Source organism: Corynebacterium sp. HMSC036E10 (genome assembly GCF_001836265.1).
GTDB classification, from domain to species: Bacteria; Actinomycetota; Actinomycetes; order Mycobacteriales; family Mycobacteriaceae; genus Corynebacterium; species Corynebacterium coyleae.
Genome location: NZ_KV827929.1, coordinates 16,696 through 39,228, shown reverse-complemented (window position 1 = coordinate 39,228; position 22,533 = coordinate 16,696). Strand labels below are relative to the sequence as shown.

At 61.3% G+C, this 22,533-nt stretch carries 12 protein-coding genes; 7 read left to right on the top strand and 5 right to left on the bottom strand.

Annotated elements, in window-relative coordinates:
• The first annotated feature begins 126 nt into the window (after positions 1-126).
• The 4 genes from HMPREF2736_RS00420 (at position 127) to HMPREF2736_RS00405 (ending at position 12,089) form a co-directional block, all read left to right on the top strand.
• Entirely contained in the window at positions 127-933 is an 807-nt protein-coding gene (locus HMPREF2736_RS00420) for a phytoene/squalene synthase family protein (RefSeq protein ID WP_070828641.1), read from the top strand.
• Positions 930-2,462 (top strand): phytoene desaturase family protein, encoded by a 1,533-nt coding sequence (gene crtI / locus HMPREF2736_RS00415; RefSeq protein WP_070828638.1) that lies wholly within the window; start codon positions 930-932, stop codon positions 2,460-2,462. Before HMPREF2736_RS00420 ends, crtI begins: the two co-directional genes overlap by 4 nt.
• A gap of 257 nt (positions 2,463-2,719) precedes the next feature.
• Positions 2,720-7,150: a hypothetical protein gene (locus HMPREF2736_RS00410; RefSeq protein WP_141761563.1), complete on the top strand. Its 4,431-nt coding sequence runs from the start codon at positions 2,720-2,722 to the stop codon at positions 7,148-7,150.
• A gap of 322 nt (positions 7,151-7,472) precedes the next feature.
• Positions 7,473-12,089 (top strand): hypothetical protein, encoded by a 4,617-nt coding sequence (locus HMPREF2736_RS00405; RefSeq protein WP_070828636.1) that lies wholly within the window; start codon positions 7,473-7,475, stop codon positions 12,087-12,089.
• Between the two features lie 55 nt (positions 12,090-12,144).
• Here the strand turns inward: HMPREF2736_RS00405 and HMPREF2736_RS00400 are convergent, their stop codons facing one another.
• The 3 genes from HMPREF2736_RS00400 to HMPREF2736_RS00390 are packed head-to-tail and all read right to left on the bottom strand — an operon-like array spanning position 12,145 to position 16,360.
• A complete protein-coding gene (locus tag HMPREF2736_RS00400) occupies positions 12,145-13,659 on the bottom strand; it encodes a cutinase family protein (protein ID WP_070828635.1) in 1,515 nt (504 codons plus the stop codon).
• The gene (locus HMPREF2736_RS00395; RefSeq protein ID WP_070770940.1) at positions 13,656-15,749 is read right to left on the bottom strand and encodes a YhgE/Pip domain-containing protein; all 2,094 of its coding nucleotides are present in this window, start codon (positions 15,747-15,749) and stop codon (positions 13,656-13,658) included. The genes HMPREF2736_RS00400 and HMPREF2736_RS00395 overlap by 4 nt, the downstream gene beginning before the upstream one ends.
• On the bottom strand, positions 15,746-16,360 hold the full coding sequence (locus HMPREF2736_RS00390) for an ATP-binding cassette domain-containing protein (protein WP_070828634.1): 615 nt from the start codon (positions 16,358-16,360) through the stop codon (positions 15,746-15,748). The genes HMPREF2736_RS00395 and HMPREF2736_RS00390 overlap by 4 nt, the downstream gene beginning before the upstream one ends.
• Positions 16,361-16,451: 91 nt before the next feature.
• Here HMPREF2736_RS00390 and HMPREF2736_RS00385 point away from each other — a divergent pair, with 91 nt between their 5' ends.
• Positions 16,452-17,015: a TetR/AcrR family transcriptional regulator gene (locus tag HMPREF2736_RS00385; protein ID WP_070828633.1), complete on the top strand. Its 564-nt coding sequence runs from the start codon at positions 16,452-16,454 to the stop codon at positions 17,013-17,015.
• Positions 17,016-17,054: 39 nt separating this feature from the next.
• Here the strand turns inward: HMPREF2736_RS00385 and HMPREF2736_RS00380 are convergent, their stop codons facing one another.
• Positions 17,055-17,687: a hypothetical protein gene (locus HMPREF2736_RS00380; RefSeq protein ID WP_070613797.1), complete on the bottom strand. Its 633-nt coding sequence runs from the start codon at positions 17,685-17,687 to the stop codon at positions 17,055-17,057.
• A 283-nt stretch (positions 17,688-17,970) separates the two neighbouring features.
• Here HMPREF2736_RS00380 and HMPREF2736_RS00375 point away from each other — a divergent pair, with 283 nt between their 5' ends.
• On the top strand, positions 17,971-18,909 hold the full coding sequence (locus tag HMPREF2736_RS00375; protein WP_070449885.1) for a methylenetetrahydrofolate reductase: 939 nt from the start codon (positions 17,971-17,973) through the stop codon (positions 18,907-18,909).
• Positions 18,910-18,923: 14 nt separating this feature from the next.
• Positions 18,924-21,173 (top strand): 5-methyltetrahydropteroyltriglutamate--homocysteine S-methyltransferase, encoded by a 2,250-nt coding sequence (gene metE, locus HMPREF2736_RS00370; RefSeq protein ID WP_070828632.1) that lies wholly within the window; start codon positions 18,924-18,926, stop codon positions 21,171-21,173.
• A 177-nt stretch (positions 21,174-21,350) separates the two neighbouring features.
• Here metE and HMPREF2736_RS00365 read toward each other — a convergent pair whose 3' ends face one another.
• Positions 21,351-22,298, bottom strand: a complete 948-nt coding sequence (locus tag HMPREF2736_RS00365; protein WP_167594483.1) for an endonuclease domain-containing protein — start codon at positions 22,296-22,298, stop codon at positions 21,351-21,353.
• Positions 22,299-22,533: the final 235 nt, after the last annotated feature.

The window sequence follows — 22,533 nt, the reverse complement described above, 5'->3', positions numbered from 1 at the left end:
AACGATTCCGGACACACATTTTGTCGCTTAACCCGCCCAGGCAGCGGTTGCTGCGCGGTAAGCTCCCGGAAAAGTCTGCAAATAGAAAGCGCCTGCGTGAACTCTTACCTTTCCCGTTACGACACGATGGCGGATCGTGCGGCTGCTCAGGTGATTGCGCAGTATTCGACGAGTTTTTCGTTGGCTACGAAGGTGTTGGCGCCGGGGGTGCGGCGCGATATTCGTAATTTCTACGCGGTGGTGCGTATCGCAGATGAGATCGTCGACGGTGCCGCGCAGCAGGCCTACGCAGACCCCGAGACCCTGCTCAACGCCTACGAGGAGCAGGTACTCCAGGCCCCTAACCAGCGCTTTCACACGGATCCGGTGTTGCACGCGTGGGCGAATACGTATCGGCGTTGTCGCCTCAACGCGGAGCACCTCGAGGCGTTTTTCGCGTCGATGCGCGCGGACCTCAACCCGCACGCTTTTTCCCCGGCGGAGTTGGAGACCTATATATATGGGTCGGCCGAGGTGATTGGCTTGATGTGTTTGGACATTTTCTTCCCAGAGCGCCAGACACCCCATCCCGAGAAACTTCAGCGTGGCGCCCGCGCGCTTGGTGCGGCGTTCCAGCGCATCAACTTCCTGCGCGATTTCGGGGAGGATCAGGACAGTCTCGGGCGGGCGTACTTTGGGCGCATGCTTGACGACGACACCAAGCACGCCATCACCACCACCATCCACACCGAACTTGACCAGGCCTTAGAGACGATCCCGTTGCTGCCCCGCGGGGTGCGTGGGGGAGTGGCGGCCGCGGAGGCGCTGTTTCGTGAACTCACCGAGATCGTGGAGCGCACCCCGGCCGCGCAGTTGACGCAGCAGCGCATCAGTGTGCCGCAGCGCCGCAAGGTTGCGCTGACGGCGAAGGCGATTGCGAGGACAGGGCTATGACAACTGCGGTGGTGATCGGCGCGGGTGCGGCGGGTTTGGCTACCTCGGCGCTGCTGGCGCGGGAGGGTTACGAGGTCACGGTGGTCGAGCGCCTCGGCTCGCATGGCGGCCGCGCCGGCAACGAAACCGTCCAAGGTTTCCGTTTTGACACCGGCCCGAGCTGGTACCTCATGCCGGATGCCTTCGACCACTTCTTCGCACTGTTTGGCAAGCGCACCGAGGACGTGCTGGATCTCAAGCCGCTCACGCCCGCCTACCGTCTCTTCCCCGAGCACCATGACCCGATCGATGTGGAGTCGGGCCGCGACAATGCGATCCGGCTTTTCAACACCATCGAGCCCGGCGCCGGCGACCAACTGGCCAGTTACCTCGACCGCGCCGCCGAAACTTACGACCTGGCGCTGCGCTACTTCCTCTACACCACCTTTTCCACGCTGAAGCCCTTTGCCAAGATCCGCGGCCAGTACGGCAAGTTGCTGCGTTACCTGGTGGAGCCGCTGGATCGCTTCGTCGCAGGCCAGTTCAAGGACACGCGCCTGCGCCAGATGCTGACGTACCCTGCGGTGTTTTTGTCGTCGCATCCCGCGCGCACGCCGTCGATGTATCACCTGATGAGCCACACGGACCTCACCCAGGGCGTGCTGTATCCGCAGGGTGGGTTCGCGGCGGTGATGGATGCGCTCTACGAGCTGGCGCTCGAGCAGGGCGTGAAGTTCCGCTTCAACGCGGACGTCGCTTCCATCACGTACAGCGGTGGGCGGGCCACGGGCATTTCGCTTATCGACGACACGCTGATCCCCGCCGACCTCACCATCTCGTGTGCCGACCTGCACCACACCGAAACCCGGCTGCTGCCGCCGAAGCTGCGCACGTATGACGAGTCGTGGTTCTCCCGCCGGGACCCGGGCCTGGGCACCGTGCTGGTCATGCTGGGCGTGAAGGGTGAGATCCCCGAGTTGGCCCACCATAACCTGTTGTTCAGCGAGGACTGGGACGATGACTTTGCCACCGTCTTCGAGGGCAAACCGGCTGCGCGGCCGTTGGGTGCGTCGCGGTCGATCTACGTGTCCAAGCCGAGCGCGACCGACCCCGGCGTGGCGCCCGAAGGCGACGAGAACCTGTTCGTACTCGTGCCCGTCGCCGCCGAGGAGACGATCGGCCACGGCAACATGTACCGCGATGGGGCCTCCCCGCAGGTGGACCTGATTGCCAACGCCGCCATTGCGCAGATTGAGCAGTGGTGTGGGGTTGAGGGCCTGGGCGAGAGGGTCGTCGTTAAGCAGACGCTCGGTCCTGCAGACTTCCGCGACCGCTACCACGCGTGGTCGGGCGGGGCGATCGGGCCGGCGCACACGCTGAAGCAGTCGGCGTTTTTGCGCGGCGCGAATGCTTCGAAGAAGCTGGGAGCGCTGTACTACGCCGGAGCCACGACCGTTCCTGGGGTGGGCGTGCCGATGTGCTTGATTTCCGCTGAAAATGTGCTGAAGCGCCTGCGCGGCGACAAAAGCCCAGGCCCTCTCCGCGCCTGAAATGGGCTTTGTTGAACAATTGCTCGGATTGTGGTGAAAATCACCTTGTAGTTTTCTTCCTGAGTACTGTCTAAACGTCCAGTTCAGAGGGTCAGGTTTCTAAGTTTTTGGTGTTGATCTGGCGTTTTGGCTTTCTGTATGGAGTTTCGGACTATTCTCCAAGCCGATATTGCGCTTAAATATGTAGTTATCAGTTTGGAGATCCGTGTTCAGGTGATCTCAAGGCTGCTTCGAATATCTCCTCCGAGTTGTAAGGAATGAAGCCGTTGAAGAACGCACATCTGAAGAAGCGCGTCATGGCCACCCTGGTTTCCGCCACGGTGGCTTTTGGTGGTGTGACGGTCGTAGCTCCGACCGCTGACGCTGACCCGCGTATTACAAACGCCTACTCAGCACTGGATCAGGGCGATTACGACGCTGCGCTGCAGTACAACAAGACGCTCAAGGTCAACCGCAGCATGGACCTGATGACTACGGCCTACGGTCCGGGCTGGTGCATCGATGCCCACCTGGACGTGCCGCAGCACTACACCCAGTTTGATGTTCGTCGTCTGGACGGCACCTCTGGTTTTTACGGGTTTAACGGCAACATGGGCGGCGACCTCAACATCCACCCGGACATTGAGAAGGCTGCCATCAACCTGACCAAGACCATGCTGGACAGCTACTACGCTGGCCAGACCGAGGAAGTTCGTAAGAAGAACTTCGCTCTCCAGGCACTGCTGTCCAACAACCTGGAGCAGCTGGACAAGATGCGTGGCCTGATTCAGGGCGACGTGAAGTTCCAGTCCGGCACGAAGCCGCCTGAGGTTTCCGCCAATGAGTTCCTGAAGTGGACGGGCTTTGAGATTCGCCGTAACTACGGCAACCCGATTGGTCAGTCTGCTTTCTTCCTGTACAAGAACGAGCAGGCGTTCTCCCAGCTGAAGGTCAAGACCGGTGAGTACGTCACCGTTCTGGTGCCGAAGTCCTACAACGTCTACGAGGACCTGACCAAGGAGCCGACCAACCAGCGCATCATTATCATTGCGCAGCCGGGTCTTGAGGGTTACGAGCCGAAGAAGAACATCGTCCGCGAGACGGTGACTAAGACCGCTGATCCGGTCACGACGACCGTCACCCGTCCGGCAGGCACCTCGACGGTGACTCACTACGTCCAGCCTGAGCACCACAAGGAGGTCGTGGAGCAGCCGACCATCACCAAGACCGAGGTTGTCTCGCAGGACGTAACGACGACCCAAACTGTGGTGCAGGCGGATAAGACCGTCACCACCACGAAGCGTCCGCGTGTTGAGCACAACACCGAGACCTACACCCGCGAGGTCGAGCCGACCACGGTGACCGAGACTGCCCCGCAGAAGACCGTCACCCGTTACGTCGATGAGCCGGTTCTGACCACCACGACCAAGACGATTACCCCGACTGTCACTGAGGATGCTCCCAAGGAGACCAAGTATGTGACGAAGACGGCTGAGCCGGTGTACACGACTACAACTGTCACCGCAGCGCCGAAGACGGAGACCGCAACTGTCACCGCAGCGCCGAAGACGACGACAGTGACGGCTCATGCCACCAAGACCAACGTCACCGAGGTCGAGCGTACGAAGATTGTGGAGCGCTACATCCGCAACTACAAGTACGCCATCGACTTCAACATGTCCGAGAAGTCCCGCCAGATCGAGGTTGAGAAGCTCGGCAACTGGGAAATCGAGTTCGTCGACGATTCGAACGGCCTGGTTAAGGTTGAGAAGAAGATTGTCAACGGTAAGGCTGTCCTGGAGATCACGCCGGTCAAGGAAGGCTGCGGCACGGTTCGCATCGTTGTCGTAGACGCTGAGGGCAACCGCCACGAATACATCATCAACGTCGTCAACGAAAAGACCGAGAAGATCGTTGAGACCGAGGCAGTGGTGAACAACCACTACTTCAACGTTGGTATTGGCAACCTGAAGCAGACCATTCAGATTGGCAAGAACTGGAACTACGAAATCGTTGACGGCGGTGGCATCATCGACACCAAGGCCGTTGAAGGCGGCATTGAGGTCACCGCTAAGAAGGATTCCCGTGGCACCGCGACTCTCAAGGTGTACGAGGAGATCAACGGCAAGCGCACCGGTAACGAGAACAACTACATCTTCAACATCGATGCATTTGCTGACCGCTACACGCAGACCCGTGTGATCGGTAATGCCAACTCCTACAAGCTTGAGATCAAGGATGTTGAGGAACAGCCGAAGGTCACGTCTGGCGAGGACCTGATCCAGAGCATCGAGAAGAACGATGAGGGCTTCTGGATCATCACGCCGAAGCCGGGTGCTGAGGGCAATGCTGTCATCGAGGCCACCGACAAGGACGGCAACGTTTACACCTACACCCTGACCATCAAGCAGGGTACGAACGTGCTGGTCGACGTTCAGACGCACACGATCATCGAGGGCCAGTCCCGCGAGATCGTGGCCGAAGGCGACGATTTCGTCCTTGAGCCTGCAGGTTCCGCATACAACTCGGATAACTGGGAGGTCAAGCGTGACGGCAACAAGTTCACGGTGACCAACAAGAACAACGACGTTGCGACCTTCAACCTGTACAAGACCGACAAGAACTCCCCGTCGGGCCGGATCCTCGTTGGTGTCTACACCTTCATTGCGAAGCCGGCAGAGAAGGAAGACTTCACGCCGGGCAACGTCGAGTACAACATCATCGACCGCAACACCGTGAAGATCACCCCGGGTGACGCGGCTGGTACCCCGAACAAGATCGACATCACCAAGAATGCTGAGAACGCCACCGTGATCGTGGAAGACGGTGTCTACCGCATCATGCCGAAGCCGGGCTTCGAGGGCGACATCGTCGTTGAGGAGACCGCGCAGGGCAAGCTCATCGCCACCTACACCATCCACGTGGAGAAGGGCGAGGTCGAAGAGCGGGTCCAGGACGCTGAGTCGAGCTCTGACGTTACCATCCCTGGTGTGAAGGACGGCCAGGTCCTGCGCATCACTGAGGGCGAGAACCTGGTGAACCTCGAGGCTTCTGACCTGAAGAACGGCAAGATTAAGTTCAAGCCGGGTGCTGAGGGCAAGGTTGTCATCGAGAACCTTAACTCCCGTGACCTGCCGTTCCAGCGCTTCATCTTCAATGTCAAGCCGGTTGACGTGCAGGAAGAGACCTTCGACCTCGTTGGCAACACTTCTGCCAACTTCCGCCTCAACAAGAACTTCACCTTCGAAATCACCGAGGGTAAGGACATCATTGATGTTGAGAAGCAGGATGGCGGTTTCGTCGTCAAGCCGAAGGACGGCGAGGAAGGCCGCGCTGTTGTCGAGGTGAAGGATGAGAACGATCACGTTGTGTACCGTTACATCTTCAACGTTGATGGCACGAAGAAGAACTCCGGCAACACGACCATCAACAACGAGTTCAAGCTCACCGAGAACGGCACCTTCAAGATCACCCGTCGCAACGAGAACAAGATCGTTGTTCAGGACGGCTCCGAGTGGGTCGAGGTTGATACCTCCAAGGACGGCGAGTGGATCCTGACGCCGAAGCCGGGTTCGGTCGGCAAGACCGTGACCGTTGTTGAGATGCGTAACGATGTCGTGGTCAAGCGCCACACCATCAAGATCGTGTCTGACCCGAAGCCGCTGAACTTCAAGGAAGAGCGTCGCGTCTACATCGAGAAGCTCGACGGCAAGATCAACCCAGGCACCCCGGGCAACACCTTCACTATCCTTCGTGGTCGCGACCTCGTCGAAGAGCAGAAGCTGCCGGACGGTAGTGTCCAGATCACTCCGGTTGAGCAGAAGTACGCCCAGATTCTCGTTGAAGAGCGCGACCCTGAGGGCAACCCGGTCCGCATCGTCGAGCTCGAGATCCCGCCGACATCGCAGGGCGACACCACGACGCCGTCGATCTCCATCAGCGAGCCGAAAGGTAACGCCAAGGACGGCTGGACCTTCAATATCACCGGCGGCAGCAACAGTGTTGAGATCAAGGTGTGCAATGACGCCAAGTGTGTTCCGGTCGACCCGAATAAGGTCAAGCGCGAAGGCGACCAGATCATCGTCGATCCGGGCGCAATCCCGAACGGTAAGTGGGACTACCTCTGGATCGGTGGTGTCGAAAACGGCGTCCCAGCTAAGGGCGTAGAGCGCAAGGTCAACATCAAAGCCACCATCAATGTGAAGGACACCAACGGCAGCCAGAAGGGCTCCTCTGAGCTCGACGGCAAGTGCATTGCCTCCATCGTCGGCCTGTCTGCGCCGCTGCTGCTGGCCATCCCGCTGGGTATCCTCTCCCAGGTTCGCATCCCAGGCCTTGAAGGTCTGTCCGCTCAGGTGAACGACGCCATCCGTCAGGCGAATGACCAGATCCAGCGCGGTCTGGGTATCTACAACGAGGACCGTTCTCGCCGCGCAGCTGGCTTCCAGGGTGCGTTCAACGTCGCCAACCCGGAGATGCTGAGCCTCGCCGCTGGTTCCCTCGGCGCAATCACGCTCGGTCTGTTCCTGATCGACGGTGTGCTGCGTGCCTGCGGCCAGGGGGAGATGACCTCGTCCTACAAGATCGGTGAGGCCACCGGTCAGGAATGGATGATGTACGGTTCCTCCGGCAAGAGCTCCAAGGACCAGGCTGAAAAGCCGTCCGAGGAAGCTGGCGCAAAGGACAAGAAGGACGAATCCAAGAAGTAGATCGTTCTGATCCCTGAAAGCCCGAAGCCGACTTGGCTTCGGGCTTTCGGCGTTCTTTGAGGATTTGTTGAACAATTGCTCGGATTGTGGTGAAAATCACCTTGTAGTTTTCTTCCTGAGTACTGTCTAAACGTCCAGTTCAGAGGGTCAGGTTTCTAAGTTTTTGGTGTTGATCTGGCGTTTTGGCTTTCTGTATGGAGTTTCGGACTATTCTCCAAGCCGATATTGCGCTTAAATATGTAGTTATCAGTTTGGAGATCCGTGTTCAGGTGATCTCAAGGCTGCTTCGAATATCTCCTCCGAGTTGTAAGGATTGAAGCCGTTGAAGAACGCACAATTGAAGAAGCGCGTCATGACTGCGCTTATTTCCGCCACCACTGTGGCTAGCACGATCGCCGTGGTAGCGCCTGAGGCAACTGCTGCAACCGTCGCAGACTCTTACCTCACGGTGAACGCCTACGAGAAGATGAGTGAAAAGGAACTTCACGAATACTTCGAGGCCGTTAAGAAAAGCAAGAACGAGCGAAACGGTTCGATCGGCCTGCTTCCGACCGAGTACGGCAACGGTTGGTGCATCGACTGGGGCCTGTCGAACCCTTGGGACAACACCAAGGCGGGCTACGAAGTCCGCAAGCTGACCGGTGCTTCCGGTCGTTACGGCAACGGTGAGTACATCGACGAGGACGTGCGCTACGCAGCGATCAACGTCGTCACCAAGCTCATGGAGGACTACCAGAAGCACAAGGAAGGCGAGGATAGGACCCACGCCATCAAGGTCAAGACCACCGTGCTTCGTGCGCTGCTGGGCAACGACCTGACGTCCCTGAACAACGTTCGTGGCGCGATCTATGACGGCCGTCCGGACACCAGCGACCCGGGTGACAAGAACCCGGTCACTGTTGACGGCGCTCAGTTCCGTGCACTTACCGGCTTCAGCCTGGTGCACGTCACGGTGGACACCAAGAGCGGAAAGCCGAACTACGCTCTGGTTCCCGACCGCAAGATCCTCGATGGTTTCAAGTCGAAGTACCCGAAGAACGCGTACGTCACCATCATCGTCCCGCGTAACTACAACTACACGATGACGCGTCGTCTGAACCTGACGTTCCAGCGCATCATTCCGAACGAGCAGCCTGGTCTGAACCCGAACAAGAAGGAATGGGACGGCAACGTCACCATCACCAGCTACACCACTCCGCCGGAGACCACCGTTACCACCACGGAAACGTTGCCACCGAGCACCGTCACCGAGACGATTCCGCAGAATCCCGTTAAGACCACCACGACGAGGACTCTGCCGGCAACCACGATTACCTCTACGCGTACCCTGCCGCCGGTAACCAAGAACGAGAAGACCACGGTCCCGGGTAGCACCGTTGTGACCCGTACAACCATTCCGGGCAGCGAAGTCACCACGACGGTGACACCTCCGCCGCTGACCAACAACGTCACCACTACCGTCAACGGCACGCCGAAGACGACGACCACGGTGGTTACGCCTGAGCCGTACGTGACCACGGAAACCAAGCCCGGTAAGCCGTCCACCATCACCGAGACCGTCACCGAAGTAACCGAGACGATCACGCGTGAGCCGAGCACGGTCACCGAGACCACGTGGACCACTCCGGTGAAGACCACCGAGAAGAACGTTCCAGGCACCACCGTGACCACGACCAAGGTCGTCACGCCGGCGCCGGTCTCCGTCACCGAGACCGTAACCCACGTGGAGAACTACTACCGCGAGAAGGTCTACGAGAGCGTCAAGGAAGTTCGCGAGTACTACCACTTCGCTGGCTTCATCAAGGGTGAGAAGTCCAAGGACATCGAGGTTCCGAAGGAACTGGGTGGCTCCTGGACCTTTGAGGTCACCAAGGGCAAGGACATCGTCATTGTTGAGCGCACCGAAGAGGGCAAGCTCAAGATCACCCCGAAGCCGGGCTTCACGGGTGAAGGTGACGTGGAGATCCTGATCACCGACGACCAGGGCAACCAGCACATCTATCGCATCAAGGTCAGCGACACCATCAACGTCGAGACCAAGACGAAGATCAAGGTCAACAACTTCTTCTACACGATCAATCCGGGCAGCGAGAACCGCGTCCGCGAGGTTCCGTGGGACAAGAATGAGAAGTACGAGTGGTACCTCGTCGACAAGGATGGCAACCGCATCGAGCCGAAGCCGGGCTCCATTGAGGTTGTCGAAGACGAGAACAAGCTCAAGGTTGACGTCAAGGACCCGTCGGTTCGTGGCAACGTCGTTGTTCGCATCACCGAGGAAGGCGGCGACGTTCGCGAGAACATCGTCACCGTCGAGAACACGAACTCTCAGTTCGACGTCACTCGCCAGATCCTGAACACCTCCACGGCGATCATCGAGCGCCGCGGTGGCAGCTACACCATCAAGTCTGGTGAGAACCTCGTCCAGATCGTCAAGAGCGAAGACGGCACGAACTGGGTGATCAAGCCGAAGGATGGCGCTGAGGGCACCGTCGAGATCGTCTTTACTGACGACAAGGGCGTGGAGTACAACTACACCCTGGAGATCGTGAAGGACCCGAACGGTGGTCCGTTCATGCGCGACGACTCGATTGAGAACAACGGGTCTGCAGAGATCAACCTGAAGGACGGTTGGACCTGGGAGATCGTCGACGGCAAGGACGTCGCACGCATCTTTGAGACCAACGACGGAAAGACCCTTGTCGTCGACCCGACCAACGAAGACGGCACTCCGGTTAATGAGAAGGGTGGCAACGTTGTCATCCACATCAAGGACAAGAACGGAGTTCTGTCCGCAGTGTGGACCGTACGCATTGCACCTGCCCGAAACCTTGGTCAGGTTAGCGAGGAAGAGCGCGAGCGCGATGTTGTTGATCGCTCGATCGTTCGCGTGCTCCGTGGTTTCATTGGCGATAATCAGACGCCGGGCAACAAGCTGAAGATCGTCGAGGGCGAGTATCTTCTGGCTGAGAAGTCGAAGATTGAAGAAAATGACGATTTTGAGCTCTACTTCAAGCCGGGTGCTGACGGCCGCGTCGTCGTCGAGGAAGAGCAGCCGTTCATAACTGACGGCAAGGTCGAATACAAGACCATCACGAAGTACATCTACAACGTGAAGCCAGCACAGATCCGTGAGATGACCTACAACATCACGGCGGACAACTTCCTCAACCTGGGCGGCAACAAGCTCTTCATCGTCGAAGGCAAGGACCTCATCGCAGGTGATGCGGAGGATGGCAAGGACACCCTGAAACTCGACCTGAAGGCCGATGCTGAGGGCAAGGTTGTCATCGAGAACCGGACCGATGATGGATACGTCTACGAGCGTTACACCATCAACGTCACTCCGGGTCGCAACGCTAACGTTGAGACCATCAAGCGCCGCATGACGGTTAATGGCACCGCACAGGTGAACTTCAACGAGGTCAAGGACTACCCGGATACCTTTGAGGTCATCAAGGGCAAGAACCTCGTTGATGTGCAGGAGCGCGATAAGAAGCTCATTATCACCAGCCCGAAGGGTGAGACCGGCACCGCTGTTATCGAGGTCAAGGACAAGCGTGGCGTCTGGGCTCGCTACGAGCTCGAGCTGACTGACGCACCTGTTAAGGATCGCGAGTACACCGTCTCGACGAACTCTGAGTTCATCGCCACCATGGTGCACCAGGAGAACTCGTTCAAGATCCTCGAAGGTGCCGAATTCTTCCAGGCACCGAGGGACAGCAACGGTCAGTGGATTCTGAAGCCGAAGTCCAACGCAGCTGGCAAGTCCGGTTTGGTCGTTGAGCTCGACAAGAACGGTAAGGAAATCAACCGCTACCGCCTGAAGATCACGCAGGGCAAGTCCGCCGCTACCTACCAGCAGCGTGACTACGTGATCGAAGGTAAGGAGCGTCAGTTCGAGGCACTCAAGCCGGAGAACACCTTCGTTGTGGTTTCTGGTGGCGAGCACGCTGATACGAAGACCGAGAACGGCAAGTTCATCATCACCCCGAAGAAGGGCACGGTTGGTGAGACGATCCGCGTCGAGGAGCGAAACTCCAACGGCGATATTGTCCGCAACCTGATTCTGGGTGTGGTGAAGGAAGGTGCCGTTACCGAGAACGGTGCTCCGGCTGGCTCGAACAAAAACCTCCCGGATGTCACGATCGACAACAGCACCAAGAACGGTGACGTTGTTGTTCACCTGTACTTCAAGGATCCGGTCAAGGACGTCGGTGTGGTCGGTGAGAGCAACGGCACCAAGCTTGTGCCGACCGATAAGGGTGCAGACCTGATCATCCCGAAGGATCTTGCTGAGAAGGCTAGGAAGTGCCTTGCTGATCAGAAGGCCAAGGGTAAGCCGCTCAACCCGGCTGAGTGCGGTCTTCCGAGTGGTTTCTTCCGCTACACCGAACAGGGTGCACAGAGCCACGACATTCAGGAGTTCAACTTTGAGTTCCTCCTGAACAAGGAGACCGGCAACCAGACCACCAAGGGTTCCTCTGAGCTCGACGGCAAGTGCATCGCCGGCATCGTCGGCATGACCGCGCCGCTGCTGCTGGCTATCCCGCTGGGTATCCTGTCGCAGGTTCAGATCCCGGGCCTGGAGGGCATCTCCGCCCAGGTCAACGCGGCAATCCGTCAGGCGAACGACCAGATCCAGCGCGGCCTCGGCATCTACGACAACGACAAAGCGTCCCGTGCCGCTGGCATCCAGGGTGCTTTCGCTATCGAGAACCCGCAGATGATCGGCCTCGCAGCCGGCGCTCTGGGTGCGATCACCCTCGGCCTCCTGGCAGTCGACGGCGTCATGCGCGCATGTGGTGCAGGTGAGTACACCTCCTCCTACATGGTGGGCAAGGCGACCGGCAACGAGACCCTGATGAAGGGCTCCTCCGACAAGATGCCGGAGTCCAAGGACAAGGGCACCGAAGAGAACAAGCCCGCTGAGGACAAGTAAACCCGCAGTGAGCTAGCCCGCCAGGCGAAAGCCCGGCGGGTTTTCTCTTGCGCATTTACTTTGCGACGACCCCACGCACCACCCGGTCAAGCCACCCCAACGCATAGTCATAACCCGTCTGGCCGCCCACCTTGAACCCACCGGGGATGTCAGTGAAGCCCAACTTGTAATACGACATGTGCCGCGGCCCGAAATCGCCAGCACGCTGGGCCGACGACACCAACACTGCGTTCTGGGGATCCTCGTAAGTGGCGCGCAGGCCGGTCACATCCAGCACCTGCCCGCACAACGCCGCTACGGTACTATGCGCCCAGGCCTGGCGGCCTTCGGTGCCGGTTGGGGTGCGGGGGATCACGCCGAGGCGATGCAGCTGCCAACTGAACTGCTCCACGGCATGGATGGTGCGAAACACTTCGAGGGTGAGATCGAGCCAGGCGGTGGTGTCGTCGTCAAGCAATTGCGCCGCCTGATCGCGCAGAGGCTCAAGCGCCTGGAACAACCACGGCCAGGTCACGCCCTCCTTGGCCAACTCCGGCAGTGCGGCGAGCAGCGCGATGGCGGCTTGTTCGGCTGGGGGAGTGGTGCTGGTGCCCGCCGCGTGCTGCCCAAGGGCGGTGGCGGCGGTGGTGGCTTCGATGATGATTTGGGGGATGAGGGTGGCGTCGATAAGTGAGAGGCCCGACTGCTCAAACGCCTCGCGCACCGGTAGCCCCTGCGCGCGTAAGTCGCGGAAGCGGGCGACGCGGATGCCGGTGATGGCGTTGAAAGGGCCGGGTGTGACATCGCGCATGGCCACATCCGCAAGTGTGCGCAGCGGGCTCGTGGGGTCGGTCGCGCACGCCATGTCCGCGCCGTTGCACAGGGAGAGCACCTTGCCCTCCAGGCCGGTAAACGGCGTGGTTCGGGTGCCGGCGAGGCCCTCGAACGCGGGGTTGAGCGTCGTGCCGCCGGTCTGGACCGTCTCCCCGTTGCGGCCGCGCACGCCCGCAGGTGGTTCGGCGTAGAGGCGCGAAGGTTGCTGCGGCGCCGGGTCACCCAGCGGCGCGCGGGCGGGGTCGGCGAAGAGAAGGACGGCGGCGATGTCATCCGCACCCACACCCCGCACGCGGCCGGCAGCTGCTTCCGCCGCCGCATCACCGACCAGGTGGGCGCCCTGGGAGTAGCCGATCAAAATGAACCGGGTGCCGGGGCAATGCCGGGCCACGGTCTCCATCTCCAAGGTGGCCACGTCCCGGCCGTAGCGCACCGACTCCCCATACGTGGCCGCCTCGGTGCCTTCCGGGACGTTGCCCGAGGTACCGAACACGCTGAAGCGGCCCAGCGAGGCCGGGTACTTCACCTGAAACGTGGACACCGTCCGGGCGCCGAAGCGGGTTTGGAGGTCGTCGGCGGGGGAGGAGGCGTCGTCGAAAAGCGACTCGCGCGCGGACGGATGCCACGAATGCGAAAACCCGGACCCCGCCGCCTGAATCACATGCACGGGGTGGCACCGCAACTGCAACGCCTGCGCCTGTGGCACCGCGAGCGGCACAAGCGCGGCGGACAGCAGGATGGCTAGGGGGCGTCTCACACCGTCAACTCGGGGTGCAGGTCCTTGAACGCCATCGTGCGACGCTTCCGCAGCGCGAAACACGTAAGGGCGATGGACAGGGCCGCCACGAACAACAGGACCGTAAGCGCAGTCCACAGACGCGGGTCATACGACGGCGCACCGAACAGGGCGTAGCGCACCAAATCCACCGAATAGCGCATCGGGTCCCACGTGTGCACCCACTGGATAAACCCAGGCTGCACCTCCGGCGGATACAGGCCGTTCGACGCCACCAACTGCAGCGACATCAACGCCATCGTGGCCAAACGGCCAGGCGCCGGGCCCAACGTGGTGTTCAACGCCATAATCGCGGAGATAAACACCCACGACACGAACACCAACACGCCGAACAGCGCCACCGGGTGCTGCGGCTCCACCTTCAGCACACCAACCTGCACCACCCACAGCGCCACAGACTGCGCAAAGCCAATGATCACGGAAGGGATCATCGTGTACAGCATCACGCGGAACGCGCTCACGCCCGAGTCGATGGCGCGGCGGCTAAACGGCTTCATGATCATGTAGGTGATCAGCACACCGAACCATTGCGACAGGGCCAGGAAGAACGGGCTCAAACCCTTACCAAAGTAAGTCACGCTGTCGCCCGTGTGCTGCGGGGTCACCGGATCCGCGGCGGCGTGGATCGCCTTGTCCAGGCGTTCGCCTTCCCACTTCGGGGCTTCCTTGGCGCCGTCCGCAAGTTTCATGGAGAGCTCGCCGGTGCCGTCAGAAAGTTTCACCAGGCCGTCGTTCAAATCGCTCAGGCCCACCACCAACTGGTTCGAGCCGGCCGCCAACTTCGAGGTCGCATCCGTCGCCGTATTCGCAGCGACAACCAACTTCGACGTACCGTCCTTCAACGTCGTAATGCCGGCCAGCAGCGTGCCCGAACCGTCCTGCAGGCGGGCCAGACCCTCCGCAAGAGTGCGGGCACCCGCTACGGCGCTATCCACGCCGCCGCGGTACTGCGCGGTCGGATCAGACAACTGCGTGGCCAACTCGTGCGCACCGGCCTGCAACTGCATCAACTGGCCGACCAGGTCGTTGCCCGGCACCGCCTGCAGCGGACCAGCGTTCAACTGTGCCTTCACGCCACGAGCTTGCGCGGCCAACTCGTTCGAGCCCGGGATAGGGGAGCGGTCCAGATCCGCGATCACGCGGTCCAGGTTCGCATTGACGTCAGCCAACGCCGCCTGCGCCTGGTTCAACGTGCCAGCAAAGCCGGTGAGCTTATCCACGCCACCTGCGATCTTCGTCGCACCGGCACCCAACTGCTGGGTACCCGCCTGCAACTGATCCAGGCCGTTAGAGAGCTTGGAGGCGCCGCCGGATGCGGTGGTGATGCCGTCATTAAGCTGCGCCGCACCGTCCTGCAACTTGGCCACACCGCCGTCGAGTTTGCCCACCGCACCCGGCATCTGCTGCACCTTGTCATTGAGCTGCTGGATACCGTCGTTGAGCTTCGTGCCGCCGTCGTTGAGCTTCTGCGAGCCGTCCTTGGCCTTATTCGCACCGTCGTCGAGCTTGCCCGCGCCATCCGCGGCGTCCTGCACGCCCTGCGACAACGTATTAATGCCGACGAACAGCTGGTCCACCACCTTCTCACCAACCGAGTTCGACACCGCAACCGCGACCGCCTCACCGGCCTTATCGCCCAACACCGTCGGGATGAAACCGTTCGTCTCATTCAGGGTGATGTTGATCTTCGCCGAATGTGGATCCTCTGACTTCACGCTGGTCACAGCCTCAGAGAAGTTCGTCGGAATCTCCATCCCCAGGTAATACGTGCCGTTAGCAATGCCCTCCTTGGCCTCCTCGGCACTGACCAACTGGAAATCCAACGGACGCTGCTCCAACAGCTCGTCAACCACCTGGTCGCCGTTCTCACCCTCATCCGAGTTCACCAACGCAACCGGCAACTTGTACAAATTGCCTAGTGGATCCCAATACGACCACACAAACAAACCGCCGAACAGCAACGGCAGCAACATGATGGCAACAAGGGCAAGCGGTGGGAGCTTGCCGTTCAAAAACTTCCGAAAATCGGTTCCGATATGCAGGCCGCTCATAGCCCCTCCTCATTGACCGTATTCACCATCACGGGAAGGTGGACCGCGACGCCGCGGAGGTCGCTAAGAAGCAACTTGCGCAACTTCATGTCACGGACCTGATCGATGTCGTCGACAATGAGCAACTTCGCCTCCGGACGCGAAATCAACGCAAGCAACACGCGCAAGCGGAAGCGCTCCAGCGGAGTAATGTCGCCGACCTTGGCCAGTAGATCCAGCTCCTCCAACTGCAGCGGCTCCAACCACTTCTCCACGTACGGATGCGCCTTAATCGCCTCCGGCTTGCGCGGGGTGCGCTTGAAAAAACTCTGCGACCACGCAATCTGCTCCCGCACCGCATCCCGCACGCGCACCAGACGATCAATCGAGTCGATCTCCGGCACGCCCGCCAACGCGACATCGCGGAAGCGGTCACGGTGGGTGGTCGGTTCGCCGTCAAGCAGAATCGTGCCCCCTGCAGGGTTGAAACGACCCGCCAGCGCAAGGCTGAGCAGCGTCGAATCAGACTCGCGCGCCGTGTTGAGCAGCGTCAAACCGCGGCCGGCGTCGAACGACTCCGGCTCGTCACCACTGCGCAGCACAAGGCCCTGTACCGACAGGATTGCAGACATTCGGTCCCCTAACCGTAGGGTGGACTATCACTTAACCCGTGATATGGTGCTCCCCAATTCAATCACTGTCAAACCCAGAGTGGGGAGTGCCATGCGTGCAGACGCCCGCAAAAAACGCGACCAAATCATCACGGCCACACTCCAACAGATCCAAACCCGCCCCAGCTCCGAAATCACACTCGAAGGCATCGCCGCCGACGCCGGAGTAGGCATCGCCACCCTCTACCGCCACTTCCCATCGCGCGCATCGCTTTACGACGCCTGCGCCATCGTCTACATCGATGACCTCCAAACCCTCCTCAACGGCACCCTCGCCGACTTCCACCGCGACCCCCAAGGCAGCTTCGAACGCTTCGTCTGGGCCATCGTCGACTCCGGCGTCGGCATGCTCGCCACCGCCCTTGCCGCCGAACCCTCCGCTGACGGCCCCCGCATCATCGTCGAACGCCGCGAGACCTTCATGCACAACGTGCAATTGCTTATCGACGAAGCCGTGCCCCACAACATCGTCGCCCCCGGCCAAACCGCGCTGCAGCTCGCCACCGAACTGATCGTGGCCACCCGACCGCTTGCCTCACCCCTGGCCGATCTGCTCCCCGACGTGCGCGATCGCCTCGTCCGCCACCTCATGGCCGGCTGGCGCGCGAACGTATAGGCGTTCGGGAACGGGGCTGGGCCCGGAAGGGACGTGGCGCTAGTCCTCCAGGCGGTGGCGACCTGCGGAATCGTCAGAATCGTCGGCCGAACGTGCTTCGCGGTCGTCCTCGGTAGTGGTGGAGTAGACCAGCGTGGAGGTCCCACCAGCGCCAGCACCGCCAGCACGACCAGCGCCGCCCTCGGCGACCGAGACGAGGTCGAGGTCGGCGGGGGAGTCGTCGCGAAGTTCAGCGATTTTTTCCTTGAGGAAGAACTCCCACGCAGCCCATGCGCTACCTGCGGCGACGGCGCTGAGCGTCGACCACTTGATCACGGAGCCGATGGTGCCGAGCACGCTGCGGCCTTCGTCCTTCTTCTCCTTGGCGTGGTCTTTAAGGAAGGCGAGTTGGGCGGCGCGCAGGGGAGCGTCGGCGTCGAAGGCGGCGCGGCGGCGGTCGAGGCGCTCGTGGGCCTGGCGGGTGATTTCGCCGGCTTCGGCGCGGGCGGCGCCGTAGAGCTCCTGGAGTTGGTCGCGGTCGAATTTGTCGGTGAGGTCGGAGAGGTCGCCGTCTTTAAGCGTGTCGATGAGGGACTGGTAAATGTCGCGCTCGCGTTTGTCGTTTTGGTCGCGGAAGTACTTCAGGCCTTGGTTTGCGAGGGCGTAGGCCATGCCGATGGTCCTGAGGTTCATGTGGGCTCCTTTGTTTAGCGGGTTCAAGTTTTGTTCGATTGGTTCGGTGTCTAGCGTAGCGAAGCCCCCGCAGAACGGCTCCGTACCAAGCGTTACGCAAAAATGAACCAAGCGGTTCAGTTTGCCGTATTTACATTCACGAAAACCGGCCGCATGACCTGCGCAAACGGGCAAAATAGACAACCTTGATTGTGGCGCGGAAACGGGCAACATAAGTTTCAAGTCACCGTTTAACCACGGTGCAACAAGTCCCGATGACAGCCAGCCGAGAGAAAGGTCCGCCATGTTCGAAGCCTCCCCTTCGACCCGGCTTTCCGCCTCGGCACCCATCGACCGCGAGGGCGCTCCGGTGATCCGCCGCCCTCGTCCGAAGCGCCAGCGCACCGCGTTGAGTTTCGAGATCATTCCGCCGCGCCCCTCCGACAGCGTGGCCAAGATGGACGAACTCATTGCCGGCCTGGCCGCCTACAACCCGGATTACGTCTCCGTGACCAGCTCGCGTCGCAGCGAGTGGCTCGAAGGCACTGCCGCGGTGATCTCCCGGATTGCGGAAACCACTGACCTGCGCCCGATCGCACACCTGGCCTGCACGGCGGGTACGCGCGAGGAGCTCACCGAGTGGATCCGCACGCTTATCGACGCCGGCGTGCGCGGCTTCCTCGCACTCCGCGGCGACCTGCCCGAAACGGGCATGCCGGAGCACTACCTGCAGTACGCCACCGACCTGCTCAACCTCATCGAGGAAGTGCAGGAAGAGGAGGCGTTTCGCCTCGCCGCCGGCAAGCTCGCGCTGTCGGTTGCGTGCTACCCGAAGGGGCATGAGGAGTCGCGAAATTTCGACCATGACCTGGATGTGCTGCTGACTAAGCAGCGCCTGGGTGCCGATTTCGCGATCACGCAGCTTTTCTTCGAGGCGCAGGATTACCTGGACTTTGTCGAGGTAGCACGCCTGGCTGGTGTGCGTATCCCGTTGATTCCGGGGATTATGCCGATGACTTCCCTGAAGCGTGTGCGCCGGATGGGTGAGTTGTCGGGGTTGGAGGTGCCTGAGGTCGTCGAGAAGCAATTGCTCGAAGCTGACGACGAATACGAAACCGGCATGCAACTCACCGCCAAGCTTGCGCGGGAGATTTTGGACGCCGGCACCGGCGGACTCCACGTGTACACCCACAACAACCTGGCCGTCACGCGGGACTTCTTGGACCGCATCGGCATCCAATAGATAAAGGACAAACCATGACCACCTTCCCCAAGGCAACCATCGAGGGTTACCCGCGCATCGGCGCGAACCGCGAGCTGAAGCACGCGCTTGAGAGCTACTGGGCAGGGCGTATCGACGCCGACACGTTCCGCTCCACCGCCCGCGCCCTCCGCGTGAACAACTACAACCATCTGCGCGACCTCGGCCTCACCGAGGATTACGCCATCCCCGCCGACGTCGCCCTCTACGACCAGGTGCTCGAGACCGCCCTGACCGTGGGCCTCGTGCCGGGCGGCATCGACCTCGACGAGGAGTTCGCCCTCGCCCGCGGCAACGCCACCCGCGTGCCGCTGGAGATGACCAAGTGGTTCGACACCAACTACCACTACCTCGTGCCGGAGATCGAGGCAGGTCAGGAGATTAAGGCCGTGCCGGAGCGCATCCTGCACATCGTCGAGGAAGCCGCCGAGGCCGGCCACAAGGTTCGCCCGTTCCTCGTCGGCCCGGTCACCCTCATTGCGCTGTCCAAGCCTGCCGAGTGGTCGCTGCTGCCAGCGCTTGTCGACGCCTACGCCGAGGTATTTAAGGCCCTCAAGGACGCCGGCGTGGAGTGGATCCAGATCGCCGAGCCGGCCGTGGTCGCCGATCTGTCCACCCCGGACGCCGAGATTGCCAAGTACCTGCGTGAGGCATGGTCTGATCTGCTCGGCCGCGAGGACCGCCCGAACGTCTACCTGACCACCCCGTACGGCTCCGCCCGCGAGGCCCTGCCGGTCCTCGGCGAACTCGGCGTAGAAGCGCTGCACGTCGACCTTGCCCCGTGGACCCTCGACGCCGACGCCGACTACCCGGAGCGCATCCGCACCACCATCCCGGAGACCACCCACCTCGTCGCCGGCATCATCGACGGCCGCAACGTCTGGGCCGCCAACCTGCGCGAACGCACCGACGTCCTCGAATCCCTCGGCCGCCCGGTGTCCGTCTCCACCTCCACCTCGCTGCAGCACGTGCCGCACACCCTCAAGGCCGAGCGCAACCTGCCGGTTGAGGTCGCCCCGTGGCTGTCGTTTGCTGACGAGAAGCTCGCCGAGATCCAGGCGCTCGTCGCCGGCCCGGACGCCGCAGCCGAGGCGTTCGCCCAGTCCGACCGCGCTGTGCGCACCCGTGCAGAATCGACGACGATTCACAACCAGGCGGTTGTGGACCGCGTCGCAAAGCTGCCGGAAGGCGAAGTCAAGCGCGAGCCGGCCTTCGAAGAGCGCATCAAGATCCAGCGCGAAGAACTGAAGCTGCCCACCCTGCCAATCACCACGATCGGCTCCTTCCCGCAGACCCAGGAAATCCGCAAGGCCCGCGCCGACCACCGCGAAGGCACCCTTTCCGACGCCGACTACAAGGAAGCCCTCAAGGCCGAAATCAAGCAGGTCATCGAACTGCAAGAAGAGATCGGCCTCGACGTCCTCGTCCACGGCGAAGCCGAGCGCAACGACATGGTCCAGTACTTCGCCGAACTCCTCGACGGCTTCGTCGTCACGGAGAACGGCTGGGTCCAGTCCTACGGCTCCCGCTGCACCCGTCCGCCAATCGTCGTCGGCGACGTCTCCCGCCCGAAGGCCCTGTCCGTCGACTGGTCCGCATACGCCCAGTCCCTCTCCGACAAGCCGGTCAAGGGCATGCTCACCGGCCCGGTGACCATCCTGGCCTGGTCCTTCAAGCGCGACGACGTGCCGCTGTCCGTCTCCGCTGACCAGATCGGCGTCGCCCTTGCCGACGAAGTCGCCGACCTCGAGGAAGCCGGCATCAACGTCATCCAGATCGACGAGCCGGCCCTGCGCGAACTGCTGCCACTTCGTGCCGACGACCGCGCCTCCTACCTCGACTGGGCCGTCCGCGCCTTCCGCCTCGTGTCCTTGAACGCGAAGCCGTCGACCCAGATCCACACCCACCTCTGCTACTCGGAGTTCGGCCAGATCATCGACGCCGTCGCCGGCCTCGACGCCGACGTCACCTCCATCGAGGCAGCCCGCTCCAAGATGGAACTGCTGGAAGATATCGACGAGACCTTCCACTCCGAAATCGGCCCCGGCGTGTGGGACATCCACTCCCCACGCGTGCCGTCCACCGAGGAAATCGCAGGCCTGCTGCGTGCCGCGCTCAAGAATGTGCCGACCGAGCGCCTCTGGGTCAACCCGGACTGCGGCCTGAAGACCCGCGGCTACGCCGAAGTCGACCCGTCCCTGCGTAACCTGGTCGCCGCCCGCGACGAGGTCGTCGCCGGCCTGTAGGTTCCGGTCGCGCCGGGGCGTGCTCTGCCGCGCCGGTGCCCCGGTGCGCCGGTGCCCCCGCCCCCGCCCCCGCTTCGAGTTTCCAGCGAACTAGTTGTAGCGAACCGCCCGAAAACCGCGATTCGCTGGGTGTAGTTCGCTGGTTTCTTTCGTTTCAGGGGTGCGGGGTGGCACGCTCTAGGGGAATCGGGATTGGCGTTGCCTTGGACGTTGCCGGGTCGCGGCGACTTGCGGCTCACCGCGCTTGTCTGCCCGTGCTTTCGCCTCCCGTATCCGGCGGACGCATTCCTCCGGATTCCGGAGTATCTCCCGTGTGAAAAATCGGATGACCTCGTATCCCTGCTCACGAATCCAAGTTTCGCGCTTGAGTTGAGAGAGGACGGCATCGTGAGGCTTGTTCTCGAACTTATCGAGGCCATCGATCTCAATAACGAGGTTTCCCCAGATCAGGTCGACTCGGAAATCTGGTCCGATCCACAGTTGCATCTCCACCTCAATACCGTTTTCGTGGAGGATCACACGCAGGAGGGTCTCGTACGGTGACTCTGACCAAGGAGACGCAAGTTCGAGTGCCCGCCGTGCGTTCGCAATCCCTCGTTTTCCCTTGAGACGGGCAATTTTGGCTTGGATGGTCTCCCATCGTCTCCGCTTTTCTTGGAGGGTGCCGAAGCTTAGAAGCCAGTCCATCGCGACCGCGCCCTGACGCACGCCGTGAAACCGCGCGATGTCGATCGCGGTGCGCTCTGGGCTTGTCACCTGTATTTTTCGGTCCGCACCGATGCAGTCGGTCCGGTGGATGCAGTAGACGTCCGATTCAGGGATCCGCATGTGACGGTAACGCAGACCGTCGGGCCAGTCTTTCGTGGATGGTGGCGTACCGTGCGTTTGTGCGAGCTCGATGACTTCCTTGCCGTCCGGGATGGTCCACATGTTCAGTAGGCGGGCGGCCGAGCGACTCACCAACACCGAGCGATGGGCCGATGAACCTGCTGCGTAGCAGCGTAAGTACTCGCGCTCGTACGGCCGCAGCGCGTTCCACGCTTCGAGGCGCACGTATCGACGCGATGCAACTTTTACGCATGCTTCCGCCTCGGCGACCGCCTGGCCGACGAGCAATTGCGTCAACTTTTCCCCAACCATATGACCCCCCGGTTTATGATGCTGGATTAAAAGTATCCGCTGGGGAGCCGATGCACAAGAGCAACGTGCTAGCCGAGGCCTCCGATCGAGTTTCCAGCGAACCAGTCCCAGCGAATCACTGAAAATGGCCGATTCGCTGGGACTAATTCGCTGGGTTTGCAATCACAGCTCAGGACGCCCCGCCGCCGACCCGCGAACCCCCGCTCGCGGACGATTCCGC